We start from the raw sequence: 12,182 nt of genomic DNA, 5'->3' as shown, positions 1-12,182 counted from the left end.
GAATGAGTGAATCAGTAGAAACATTAGTAAAACAAATATTAGCCGAGCTAAGCGATAGCGGCTCAGCTAGTCAAGGAGCAACCAGTCGTCCTGTCAGTTCTGATGAAGCGACAGCGGCTGATTATCCTATTTCTAAAAAACACCCAGACTGGATAAAGGTTGGTCAGGATAAGAAATTCGAAGATATTACACTGGAAAATATCTTGTCTGGCTATGTAAAAGCAGAGGATTTGCGGATTAAGCCGGAGATTTTGATCAAGCAAGGTGAAATTGCTAAGAATGCCGGCCGCGAAGCAATCCAGTATAACTTTTCTCGGGCTGCGGAACTGACCAAGGTTCCGGATGCGCGTGTACTGGAAATCTACAATGCCCTGCGCCCGTACCGGTCTTCCAAACAGGAATTATTGGACATTGCCAATGAATTGGAAAACCAATATGGAGCTGTTATCTGTGCGGGCTTTGTCAGAGAAGCTGCTGAAAATTATGAGCGCCGCAAGAAGTTGAAAGGCGACAACTAATCCGGTTTTATCAAGGCTATTTTGGGTTTGAAAAAAGATTGTTGTCACTGCTTTTATAAATGCTGCTCAAATAGCCTAATCTTGGTGGAGGTGAAAATGTGAAACGAATCATTGGAGTAGACATAGGAAATTCTTCGACCGAGTCTGCTTTAGCTGAAGTGCAAGATGATGGAAGCATTCACTTTCTTGCCTCAGCCATTGCGGATACAACAGGCATCAAGGGGACCAAGGAAAATGTCCACGGGATTTATCAATCTTTGAGAAAATTGATGGAGCAAACACCGCTTGAGTTGGGGCAAGTTGATTTGATTCGGATCAATGAAGCGACGCCTGTTATCGGCGATGTTGCCATGGAAACTATCACAGAGACGGTCATTACTGAGTCTACCATGATAGGTCATAATCCCCGTACTCCTGGCGGTCTGGGATTGGGGATTGGACTGACAGTGGATATTCTCGACTTGGTTCATCATCCGATTGATGGGAAATACATCGTAGTAGTGCCGAAGGTCATTGATTTTGACTTGGTTGCCCAGCTGATCAATGCCTATCTAGCCAAGGGCTATCAGATTACTGCTGCCATTCTGCAGGCGGATGATGGGGTCCTGGTCAACAACCGCATTAGCCAGAAGATTCCAATCGTGGATGAGATTCTCTTTATCGACAAGGTTCCTTTGGGAATGCAAGCTGCTGTTGAAGTGGTAGAGCAAGGAAAGGTGATTTCCCAATTATCCAATCCCTATGGCATTGCGACGGTCTTCGGCTTGAGCGCAGAAGAGACGAAAAGCATCGTTCCCATTGCCCGTGCCCTCATTGGCAACCGCTCGGCTGTCGTAATTAAGACACCAGCAGGTGATGTTCAGGCTAGGACGATTCCAGCAGGCAGTATCCAAATTATCGGCAAGGAGCATACCTTAAAGGTGGATATTTCCAAGGGTGCCGATGAGATTATGGAGAAAATCGTCTATGCTGGTGAGATTAGCAATGTTGTTGGAGAAGCGGGAACCAATGTTGGAGGCATGCTGGAGAAGGTGCGCCAAACCATGGCTGACCTGACCGAGAAAGAGCCTTCCGACATTTATATCCGTGACTTACTGGCCGTCAATACTTTTGCTCCGATTTCTGTGCGCGGAGGTGTGGCAGGAGAATTTTCTATGGAGCAGGCTGTCGGTATCGCCTCTATGGTAAATTCCGACAAGCTGCAAATGTCCATCATTGCCCAAGAAGTCGAACGTGAGCTGGGTATCACTGTAGAAATCGGTGGAGCAGAAGCTGAATCAGCTATCCTCGGGGCCCTGACTACACCAGGGACGGATCGCCCCTTGGCTATTTTGGACTTGGGAGCAGGCTCGACAGATGCTTCCATTATTGATAGCAGGGGTCAAATCTTGGCTGTCCATCTAGCCGGTGCCGGTGATATGGTAACCATGCTGATCAACTCGGAGTTGGGACTGGAAAATCATCATCTGGCAGAGGACATCAAACGATATCCTCTGGCTAAGGTAGAAAGTCTTTTCCATATCCGGCATGAAGACGGCACTGTTCAATTTTTTGACAAACCTCTGTCTGGAGATTTGTTTGCCAGGGTCGTCATCGTCAAGGAAAATGATGAATTTGTTCCTATTGATGACGGAGACTACTCTATCGAGAAAATCAAACTCGTTCGGCAGTCAGCCAAGGAAAGAGTCTTTGTTATCAATGCGGTTCGGGCTCTCAAGCGTGTCAGCCCTACTCAGAATATTCGAGACATTCCTTTCGTTGTCATCGTAGGTGGATCAGCTTTGGACTTTGAAATACCTCAGCTAGTGACCGAAGCCCTCTCTCAGCATGCCATTGTAGCTGGTCGAGGCAATGTGCGTGGCTTGGTGGGACCTCGAAATGCAGTAGCGACCGGACTGATTTTGACCTATGTCAGAGAGAAATGGGGGGTCGACTATGGAATTAGCTTATACTAGAAAGCCCACCATTAGGTTTATTGCTACGGACGATGCTCCTGCGGATAAGGTGGCACAAATCGGCTACGGTATCGAAGAGGAAGGTATCCCATTTAGTCTGGTCAGCCCAGATGAACTTAGCGATCCTGTGTCGCTAGCGCATGTGGCTGCAACTCAATCCCAGCTTTTAGTAGGGATTGCCTGTGACGGGCGAGACGCAGTCCTCCATTATCGTAACTTGCCGCTTGAAAAATTTATCTATCGTATCAAAGATTATTCCGCTATACCAGACCATGTCTTGCGCCTGTTTGGCTCAAATGCAGCGCGGTTGGTCAAGGGAGTCCCGTTTAAAAAATCTGACCTGTTAGAAGCATCTTTTTGACTTGTTCCGATCGATTCAAAAAGATGGCCGAGCTAACTACTGAAAAGAGGTGAAATGGATGGCTAGAGATAGAGAGAAAGACGAGCTCAGCAGTCCAGAACTATCAAGCTGGGAAGGAAACTCAGAATTGCAAGACAACATTATCCAAAAAGTCCTTGCTAGATGCCAAACCTTACTGGATAAAGAGCCTGTTCTTTTCACAAATATCTATCAGGATGCCTGGGAATTGGTAACAAGGGCCAGACGCAAGGCTGAAGAGCTAGGACTAGCCGTCGTGATAACGGTGGTTGATTCAGCAGCACAAGTCGTGATGACCTATCGTATGGAAGATGCCTTGTTAGTGAGTAACGATATGGCTTATAAGAAAGCTTACACAGCTGTTGGCATGAGGATGCAGTCCAAGGATCTAGCACCTTTAACTCAGCCTGGCCAGTGGCTCTATCAGCTGGAAACGATGACTGACAATAAGGTTGTTAGTTTAGCTGGTGGCATTCCTATTTATTGCCAGTCAGAAATGATTGGCGGTATCGGCGTCAGCGGAGGAAGTTCTGAAGAAGACCAGTCCATTGCTGAGTATGCTGTGGGACTGTAGAGAAGCAAGCTAGCTAATTAAATAATATCAGAGGAGAGAATACCACTTGCAATCCATGCTTTGGTGCTAGGGATTTTCTCCTATTTTACGAGCACATTTCTCTTATGCTTTCTTATCCTCTATATTGCCCTGTAGAAGCAATATAGAGGAGAGAGTATAAAGTATTTCGAAATGAAGGAGTATGGAGTATGGAAAAATATCTAGGTGAATTTTTAGGCACCATGGTTCTGATGGTTTTTGGGAATGGAATCGGAGCGTCTATCAGTCTTAATAAGAGTATCGCAAAAGGTTTCTCTCCCAATTGGTTTACCGTTGTATTTGGTTGGGGCCTGGCAGTGACCTTGGGTGTCTATACGGCAGGATTTTATAATACTGGCGGTCACCTTAACCCAGCTGTCACCATTGCTTTTGCGGTGGGTGGCATCTTCCCATGGGAGCAAGTGGTGGGCTATATCATCGCTCAGATTCTAGGGGCCTTTGTCGGAGCGGCTATTGTGGTGCTCTTCTATTATCCCCATTTCAAAGAAACCAAGGCAGAAGAAGGCAACTCAGTTGGCGTATTTGCTACTGGACCAGCCATCCAGAATCCAGCATTTAATCTGCTTAGCGAAATCGTTGCGACTTTCTTCTTCATCTTTGCACTTTTGATGATAACGCACGGCGAAATCACGCCTGGACTCACTCCACTCTTAGTTGGCTTCCTCATTATGGCGGTCGGCTTGTCTTTGGGTTCGACGACAGGTTTTGCCCTCAACCCAGCCCGGGACTTCGGTCCGCGCCTTGCTTATGCCCTCTTGCCAGTTCCGAATAAAGGAGATGCAAACTGGGCTTATGCTTGGGTGCCAATTGTAGGACCGACTATCGGCGCTGTCTTGGCTGTCTTGGCAGTCAATGCTATGTAATATACAAAATAGTAAATAAGCTAGCCGACCATTTGAAGCTAGCTTATTTATCTAACAAGCAGCAATGGGAAGTTTCAGTTTTCAAAAAACGTTATTTGAAAAAATCACTGTTTTCATTGCTCAGGAGAAAAATATGTCTAAAAAAATTTTTGCGATTAATGCGGGCAGTTCGTCATTAAAATTTCAACTGCTCAGTATGCCTGATGAAAGCCTTTTGGTGAAAGGAATTTTTGAAAAGATTGGCTTAAAGGAAGGTATTTTTAAGATTGAATTTGAAGGTCAAAAAGAAAAGGAACTGCTGGCCATTCCTTCACATCAATTTGCCGTTGATTACTTGCTTGACTTTCTTTTGGAGCGGAAGCTGATTGCATCTCTGGACGAGATAGATGGAGTCGGTCATCGTGTAGCCCATGGCGGAGAATCCTTTGATGATTCTGCTTTGATAGACGAGCAAGTGCTATCCATCATTGAGAAGCTGTCCTTCCTAGCTCCTAGCCATAACCCTGTCAACTTGGTAGGGATTCGAGCTTTCCAAAAGGCCTTGCCGGAGACAGGACAAGTGGCTGTGTTTGATACAGCCTTTCATCAAAGCCTCTCAGAAGCTTATTATCTTTATCCTCTTTCCTGGGATTACTATCATAAATACGGTTTGAGAAAGTATGGTTTCCACGGAACAAGTCACAAGTATATTGCTCAAAAAGTAAAGGAAATTTGGGAAGGGCAAGGAGAAACTGCAGAGCATTTGAAGATTATCAATTGCCATTTGGGCAATGGTGCTAGTATCTGCGCCATTAAAAATGGTCAGTCTGTCAATACTTCGATGGGATTCACCCCTTTAGCTGGCCTGATGATGGGCTCCCGCTCAGGTGATATTGACCCTATGATTCTTCCTTTTTTGCTGGAACAGGAAAAATTATCAGCCCAGCAATTAAGCGATGTCCTCAATAAAGAATCTGGTCTGCTAGCAATCTCCCAGCTCAGCAATGATTTAAGAGATGTTCTGGAAGCTTGTGACAGAGGCGATGAAAAAGCTAGTCTAGCAGTCAATATGTTTGTCAACCGCATCGCTCAGACTATTGCAAGCTACATCACAGATTTAGATGGCCTGGATGCCTTGGTTTTCACTGCTGGAATCGGGGAGAATTCAGCCTTGATTCGCAGCTTAGTCGTTCAAAAACTCAATTGCTTAGGACTTTCTTTAAATCAGGCAGCTAATGAGCAAGGTCAGCTCTTTATTCAAAATTCTCAGTCGCAGGCTAAAATTCTCATTCTTCCAACAAACGAAGAACTGATGATTGCCCAAGATACCATGCGCTTGTTGGAATTTAAGTAGCCAAAAGAGGGGTAGAATGTTCAAGGAGTGATAGATCTTATCAGGAACAGCTTTCTTTATTAAGAAGAAAAAGAAGACTAATTTATCCTTGCATCATTCGTATTTGAAAAGACAGAGCAAGACCTCTGCCTTTTCTTTTTTAGCTTAGATATCTTGCCATCTTCCAGTTCTGTAAGCACAGTCTGATGGAGTTTTTTTGCTTTTTTCATTCTTGAAAGATATAGGAAAACATGCTATAATGAAAAGAACATTCTAAAAATCAGAAAGATTATTATATAGTAAGGAAAAAAATGGCGAATATTTTAAAGACTATCATTGAAAATGATAAAGGTGAATTAAGAAAATTAGAAAAAATGGCTGACAAGGTCTTGGCTTATGAAGACGAAATGGCAGCCTTGTCTGATGAAGAACTTCAGGCAAAAACAGAAGAATTCAAGAAACGCTATGCTGATGGCGAAAGTTTAGATCAGCTCTTATTTGAAGCTTTTGCGGTTGTCCGTGAAGGAGCTAAGCGAGTGTTGGGTCTTTTCCCTTATAAGGTACAGGTTATGGGAGGGATCGTTCTCCATCATGGTGACGTTCCAGAGATGCGTACCGGTGAAGGAAAAACCTTGACTGCGACAATGCCAGTTTACTTAAATGCCCTTGCAGGTAAAGGAGTACACGTTGTCACAGTTAATGAATACCTGACTGAGCGTGACGCGACCGAAATGGGTGAACTCTACTCTTGGCTGGGCCTTTCTGTCGGTATCAATCTGGCAGCTAAGTCTCCATCTGAGAAGAAAGAAGCGTACGCCTGCGACATTACCTATTCAACCAATGCTGAAATCGGCTTTGACTACCTGCGTGATAACATGGTAGTCCGCGCTGAAAACATGGTACAGCGCCCACTCAACTATGCCTTGGTCGATGAGGTGGACTCAATCTTGATTGACGAAGCTCGGACACCATTGATTGTATCCGGACCGGTTTCTTCAGATACCAACCAGCTTTATCATATGGCTGACCACTATGTCAAATCACTGGATAAGGACGACTACATCATCGATGTTCAGTCTAAGACGATTGGTCTGTCTGACTCAGGTATTGACAAGGCGGAAAGCTATTTCAAGCTGGACAATCTCTACGATATTGAAAATGTTGCCCTGACTCACTTTATCGACAATGCTCTGCGAGCTAATTACATCATGCTCCTTGACATTGACTATGTGGTCAGTGAAGATCAGGAAATTCTGATTGTCGATCAGTTTACCGGTCGGACAATGGAGGGACGTCGTTACTCTGACGGTCTCCACCAAGCGATTGAAGCCAAAGAAGGTGTGCCGATTCAGGAAGAAACAAAAACTTCTGCTTCCATCACTTATCAGAATCTTTTCCGTATGTATAAGAAACTGTCTGGTATGACAGGTACAGCTAAGACAGAGGAAGAAGAGTTCCGCGAAACATACAACATTCGTGTTATTCCAATTCCAACCAACCGTCCGGTAGCACGTATTGACCATTCTGACCTGCTCTACCCAAGTATTGATTCTAAGTTCAAGGCAGTTGTTCAGGATGTTAAAGAGCGTCATGAAAAAGGCCAGCCAGTTCTGGTTGGTACCGTTGCGGTTGAAACCAGTGATTATATTTCTAAGAAATTGGTAGAAGCTGGGGTTCCTCACGAAGTCCTCAATGCGAAAAACCACTATAAAGAAGCACAAATTATCATGAACGCCGGTCAACGTGGGGCGGTTACCATTGCGACCAATATGGCTGGACGGGGAACCGACATCAAGTTGGGTGAAGGTGTTCGCGAACTGGGTGGCCTCTGCGTTATTGGTACAGAACGCCATGAAAGTCGCCGGATTGACAATCAGCTGCGCGGACGTTCAGGACGTCAGGGCGATCCAGGCGAGTCACAGTTCTACCTGTCACTGGAAGATGAGCTTATGCGCCGCTTTGGTTCAGAGCGCATTAAAGCCCTGCTGGATCGAATGAACCTTAGTGACGAAGATTCTGTTATCAAGTCTGGCATGCTGACCCGTCAGGTAGAGGCAGCTCAGAAGCGTGTCGAAGGAAATAACTACGATACGCGGAAACAAGTCTTGCAGTATGATGACGTGATGCGTGAGCAGCGGGAAATTATCTATGCTGAGCGCCACGATGTCATTACTGCTGACCGTGACCTCAGTCCTGAAATCCATGCTATGATTAAACGGACTATCAACCGTATCGTTGATGGCAGCAGCCACTCTGATCAGGATGATAAGATTGAAGCAATTTTAAACTTTGCTAAGTATAACTTAGTTTCAGAAGATTCTATTTCAGACAGCGATTTGGAAGGCAAGTCTGACCAAGAAATCAAAGATTATCTGTTTGAACGTGCATTGGAAGTCTATGACAGTCAGATTGCTAAGCTGCGAGACGAAGAAGCAGTGCGTGAATTCCAGAAGGTCTTGATTCTGCGCGTGGTGGACAGCAAGTGGACTGACCATATCGACGCCCTTGACCAGTTGCGCAATGCTGTTGGACTACGTGGTTATGCACAAAATAACCCAGTTGTCGAATATCAAGCAGAAAGCTTCCGTATGTTCAACGACATGATTGGCTCCATCGAGTTTGACGTGACTCGTCTGATGATGAAAGCGCAGATTCATGAGCAAGAGCGTCCACGGACAGAGCGGGCTATCAGTACAACAGCTACCCGCAATATCTCTGCTAAGGCGCCAAATATGCCTGAGAATACAGACTTGTCTAACGTAAAGAGAAATGACCCTTGTCCATGTGGTTCTGGCAAGAAGTTCAAGAACTGCCACGGCCGCAAAAAGTAAAACATAAAAGAAGGAGAATAGATGACCTTTAAAGCAACTAGTCAACCCATTGATGTGGCAGAAGTTCGCCAACTCGCTAAGCTAGAAGGCGAAATGTTAGCTCGCAAGGAAAAGCGTGACCGAGAGTTGGAAGCAATTCTGCGTGGTCAAGATGACCGCATTCTCTTGGTTATCGGTCCCTGCTCTTCAGATAACGAAGAAGCGGTGCTAGAGTATGCCAAGCGTCTATCTGCTCTCCAAGAAGAAGTAAAAGACCGCATTTTCATGGTCATGCGGGTTTATACTGCCAAGCCTCGGACGAACGGAGATGGTTACAAAGGGCTTATTCATCAGCCCAATGCGACTGCCGCTCCAAGTCTGATTAACGGCATCAAGGCAGTCCGCAATCTGCACTATCGGGTTATTTCCGAGACAGGCATGACCACAGCTGATGAGATGCTCTATCCAGAAAATCTGCCTCTGGTAGATGATTTGATTTCTTACATGGCTGTAGGAGCTCGCTCGGTCGAAGACCAGCAACATCGCTTTGTAGCTAGTGGAGCGGATCTGCCGACTGGCTTGAAAAATCCGACTTCTGGTAATCTCAATGTCATGTTTAACGGTATCTATGCAGCTCAGAACAAGCAGAGTTTCCTATTCGCTGGTAAGGAAGTAGAAACCTCTGGCAATCCTTTGGCGCATGCCATCTTGCGCGGTGCCCTGAACGAATATGGCAAGAATATTCCTAACTACTATTATGATAACCTGCTGGATACCATTGCCCAGTATGAAAAAATGGGCTTAGAAAATCCCTTTATCATCATTGACACCAATCATGATAACTCTGGTAAGCAGTATCTGGAACAGGTTCGTATCGTTCGCCAGACTCTGATTAACCGGGACTGGAATGAAAAGATTAAGGCTATAGTACGTGGCTTTATGATCGAGTCTTATCTGGAAGACGGTCGTCAGGACGAACCAGAAGTCTTTGGCAAGTCCATTACTGATCCTTGTCTGGGCTGGACAAATACAGAACAGCTGGTTCGTGAAATTTATGATACATTAGGAAAATAGTATGGCATTTATCGAAAAAGGTCAGAAGATTGACATTGAGCAGATTAAGTCCAGAACCAGACTGACTGGTCAGGCCTTGACTCATAAAAACAAGCGAGACCAAGAACTAGCTGAGATTCTCAGTGGGGAAGATGAGCGTATTCTCTTGGTGATTGGCCCTTGTTCGTCGGACAATGAAGAGGCTGTGCTGGAGTATGCCCGCCGTTTGTCAGAGCTGCAGAAGAAGGTCGCAGATAAGATTTTTATCGTCATGCGGGTCTATACTGCTAAGCCGCGGACCAATGGGGATGGCTATAAGGGCTTGGTTCATCAGCCTGATACTTCTAAAGCGCCTAGCCTTATCAATGGTTTGCAGGCAGTTCGTCAGCTCCACTACCGCGTCATTACAGAGACTGGTCTGACGACGGCGGATGAGATGCTCTATCCGTCAAATCTTGTGCTGGTAGATGACTTGGTTAGCTATCATGCTGTGGGTGCCCGCTCAGTTGAAGACCAGGAGCATCGTTTTGTGGCGTCAGGTATTGACGCTCCGGTCGGCATGAAAAATCCAACTTCTGGCAATCTAGGGGTTATGTTTAACGCTGTCTATGCTGCACAAAATAAGCAGACTTTCCTTTTTCATGGCCAGGAAGTAGAAACATCTGGAAATCCTTTGGCTCACGTTATTCTGCGTGGGGCTACCAATGAATACGGTAAGAACATTCCAAATTTCTACTATGAAAATATGCTGGATGCCATTTTCTACTATGAAAAGATGGGCTTGGAGAATCCTTTCATCGTTATCGATACCAATCATGATAACTCTGGCAAGCAGTATCTGGATCAGATTAGGATTGTGCGTCAGACCTTGCTTAATCGGGATTGGAACGAAAAGATTAAGAGAGCGGTTCGTGGTTTTATGATTGAGTCTTATCTGGAGGACGGCCGGCAAAATGAGCCGGAAGTCTTTGGTAAATCCATCACCGATCCTTGCCTGGGCTGGGACAATACTGTTCAGCTCATTGAAGAAATTTACAACACTTTAGATAAATAAGGAAAATTGAAAGGGACAGTCTTGACCTGTAAAGAGGACTAACTGTCGGGTGAAGACGAACTCAGCTGGCGGCCCAGCTGAGTTTTGTCGCCTTTTCAGAGAATGATATGATAAAAGGACACGGAATTGACATAGAAGAACTGGCTGCTATTGAGCGAGCCTATCTGAAAAATACCCGCTTTGCAAAGAAAGTCTTGACAAAGGCGGAGTTTTCTCGTTTTGAGGAGTTATCTGGCAAACGAAAAATTGAATTTCTGGCTGGTCGTTGGGCTGCCAAGGAGGCTTTTTCTAAAGCTTGGGGAACCGGTATCGGTAAGCTTAGGTTTCAGGATTTGGAGATTTTAAACGACCGTCAGGGAGCACCTTATTTCAGCCGGTCACCTTTTACTGGCAAGGTTTGGATTTCGATCAGCCATGCTGCTGGGCTAGTTACGGCCAGCGTTATTTTGGAGGAAAATGATGAAAGCTAGTCTGCATAGACCCAGCAAGGCAGTGATTGATTTAGCTGCTATTGCTTTTAATATTAGACAATTGAGTGCCCATCTGCCTCAGACGACAGAGAAGTGGGCTGTCGTTAAAGCCAATGCTTATGGCCACGGATCTATTGAGGTTTCTAAGCACATTGACCCCCTCGTAGATGGATTTTGTGTGTCTAATATTGATGAAGCCTTGGAGCTGCGCTCAGCTGGTATTGGAAAAAAAATTCTGGTGCTAGGAGTGTCAGATTTGGCTGCGCTTCCGCTGGCTAGAAATGAAAAGGTATCTCTGACCGTAGCCAGTTTAGAATGGCTGGATCTAGCTTTAGATGCTGAAGAAGACTTGACTGGATTGAATTTTCATATCAAGATTGACTCTGGTATGGGGCGGATTGGTTTTCGAGATAGTCAGGAAGCTCAGGAGGCAATCCATCGCTTGCAGGCTGCTGGGGCTGTCGCGGAGGGAATTTTTACCCACTTTGCAACGGCAGATGAAGCGGAGCACCAAAAGTTTGAAGCCCAGCTGACTCGTTTTCATCAGATTTTATCTGAGCTGGACAGTGTGCCTCCTCTCGTTCATGCTAGTAATTCCGCCACCTCTCTCTGGCACAGCGAGACCGTTCTAAATGCCGTTCGGCTAGGTGACATCATCTATGGTCTCAACCCCAGCGGAAGAGTCTTGGAACTTCCTTATGAATTCAAGCCAGCTCTGTCGCTGGTCTCAGAATTGGTGCATGTCAAGGAAGTAGAGGCTGGAGCAGATGTTGGCTATGGAGCCACCTACACTAGCCAGTCTCAAGAGTGGATTGGCACCATTCCTTTGGGTTATGCAGATGGCTGGACACGCGATATGCAGGGCTTTGATGTCTTGATTGATGGTCAGCGCTGCCCTATTGTTGGCCGCGTTTCCATGGACCAAATTACAGTGCGCCTGCCTCAGTCTTATCCCCTTGGCACGCCGGTTGTGTTGATTGGAAATAGCGGAGCGGAGACCATTACGGTGACAGATGTGGCAGAAAAGCGTGGCACCATTAACTATGAGGTGGTTTGCTTGATTAGCGACCGTGTACCGAGGGTCTACAAAGACTAAGAAGATTAATGCAGACCGCTTGAAGTACTTGATAATTTTCTAGCTTGATCCGCCTGTCT

The 12,182-nt window shown here is 45.6% G+C and carries 11 protein-coding genes; all 11 read left to right on the top strand.

The features are described 5' to 3' along the window. Positions 1–2 precede the first annotated feature (2 nt). The 11 genes from D8877_RS01450 to alr all read left to right on the top strand — a co-directional run bounded on the left by D8877_RS01450 (position 3) and on the right by alr (position 12,123). The gene (locus tag D8877_RS01450) at positions 3–518 is read left to right on the top strand and encodes a diol dehydratase small subunit (protein ID WP_125352174.1); all 516 of its coding nucleotides are present in this window, start codon (positions 3–5) and stop codon (positions 516–518) included. A 98-nt stretch (positions 519–616) separates the two neighbouring features. Beyond that, positions 617–2,473 (top strand): diol dehydratase reactivase subunit alpha, encoded by a 1,857-nt coding sequence (locus tag D8877_RS01445; RefSeq protein WP_125352172.1) that lies wholly within the window; start codon positions 617–619, stop codon positions 2,471–2,473. After that, on the top strand, positions 2,454–2,834 hold the full coding sequence (locus D8877_RS01440) for a glycerol dehydratase reactivase beta/small subunit family protein (RefSeq protein ID WP_002896342.1): 381 nt from the start codon (positions 2,454–2,456) through the stop codon (positions 2,832–2,834). Before D8877_RS01445 ends, D8877_RS01440 begins: the two co-directional genes overlap by 20 nt. A gap of 58 nt (positions 2,835–2,892) precedes the next feature. Beyond that, positions 2,893–3,426, top strand: coding sequence for a GlcG/HbpS family heme-binding protein (locus D8877_RS01435; protein ID WP_125352170.1), 534 nt, complete (start codon positions 2,893–2,895; stop codon positions 3,424–3,426). A 188-nt stretch (positions 3,427–3,614) separates the two neighbouring features. Next, on the top strand, positions 3,615–4,328 hold the full coding sequence (locus D8877_RS01430) for an MIP/aquaporin family protein (RefSeq protein ID WP_125352167.1): 714 nt from the start codon (positions 3,615–3,617) through the stop codon (positions 4,326–4,328). Between the two features lie 133 nt (positions 4,329–4,461). Next, entirely contained in the window at positions 4,462–5,661 is a 1,200-nt protein-coding gene (locus D8877_RS01425) for an acetate/propionate family kinase (protein ID WP_125340464.1), read from the top strand. Between the two features lie 290 nt (positions 5,662–5,951). After that, positions 5,952–8,471, top strand: a complete 2,520-nt coding sequence (gene secA, locus D8877_RS01420; RefSeq protein ID WP_125340466.1) for a preprotein translocase subunit SecA — start codon at positions 5,952–5,954, stop codon at positions 8,469–8,471. Positions 8,472–8,492: 21 nt separating this feature from the next. Continuing rightward, positions 8,493–9,524 (top strand): 3-deoxy-7-phosphoheptulonate synthase, encoded by a 1,032-nt coding sequence (locus D8877_RS01415; RefSeq protein ID WP_125340468.1) that lies wholly within the window; start codon positions 8,493–8,495, stop codon positions 9,522–9,524. A gap of 1 nt (position 9,525) precedes the next feature. After that, the gene (locus D8877_RS01410; RefSeq protein WP_125340470.1) at positions 9,526–10,557 is read left to right on the top strand and encodes a 3-deoxy-7-phosphoheptulonate synthase; all 1,032 of its coding nucleotides are present in this window, start codon (positions 9,526–9,528) and stop codon (positions 10,555–10,557) included. A 107-nt stretch (positions 10,558–10,664) separates the two neighbouring features. After that, complete coding sequence (gene acpS / locus D8877_RS01405) at positions 10,665–11,027, top strand: holo-ACP synthase (RefSeq protein ID WP_125340472.1); 363 nt, start codon at positions 10,665–10,667, stop codon at positions 11,025–11,027. Further along, positions 11,017–12,123, top strand: coding sequence for an alanine racemase (gene alr, locus D8877_RS01400; RefSeq protein ID WP_312023220.1), 1,107 nt, complete (start codon positions 11,017–11,019; stop codon positions 12,121–12,123). Before acpS ends, alr begins: the two co-directional genes overlap by 11 nt. Positions 12,124–12,182: the final 59 nt, after the last annotated feature.

Source organism: Streptococcus sanguinis, assembly GCF_003943735.1.
GTDB lineage: Bacteria > Bacillota > Bacilli > Lactobacillales > Streptococcaceae > Streptococcus > Streptococcus sanguinis_E.
Note: the sequence above shows the minus strand (reverse complement) of the source record. Positions and strands in the feature narration are given on the sequence as shown.

Excerpts from the sequence above, each read along its gene's own strand:
- D8877_RS01435 (WP_125352170.1), top strand. The coding sequence starts at position 2,893 with ATGGCTAGAGATAGAGAGAAAGACGAGCTCAGCAGTCCAGAACTATCA.
- D8877_RS01430 (WP_125352167.1), top strand. The coding sequence starts at position 3,615 with ATGGAAAAATATCTAGGTGAATTTTTAGGCACCATGGTTCTGATGGTT.
- D8877_RS01425 (WP_125340464.1), top strand. The coding sequence starts at position 4,462 with ATGTCTAAAAAAATTTTTGCGATTAATGCGGGCAGTTCGTCATTAAAA.
- D8877_RS01415 (WP_125340468.1), top strand. The coding sequence starts at position 8,493 with ATGACCTTTAAAGCAACTAGTCAACCCATTGATGTGGCAGAAGTTCGC.
- secA (WP_125340466.1), top strand. The coding sequence starts at position 5,952 with ATGGCGAATATTTTAAAGACTATCATTGAAAATGATAAAGGTGAATTA.
- acpS (WP_125340472.1), top strand. The coding sequence starts at position 10,665 with ATGATAAAAGGACACGGAATTGACATAGAAGAACTGGCTGCTATTGAG.
- D8877_RS01410 (WP_125340470.1), top strand. The coding sequence starts at position 9,526 with ATGGCATTTATCGAAAAAGGTCAGAAGATTGACATTGAGCAGATTAAG.
- D8877_RS01450 (WP_125352174.1), top strand. The coding sequence starts at position 3 with ATGAGTGAATCAGTAGAAACATTAGTAAAACAAATATTAGCCGAGCTA.
- alr (WP_312023220.1), top strand. The coding sequence starts at position 11,017 with ATGAAAGCTAGTCTGCATAGACCCAGCAAGGCAGTGATTGATTTAGCT.
- D8877_RS01440 (WP_002896342.1), top strand. The coding sequence starts at position 2,454 with ATGGAATTAGCTTATACTAGAAAGCCCACCATTAGGTTTATTGCTACG.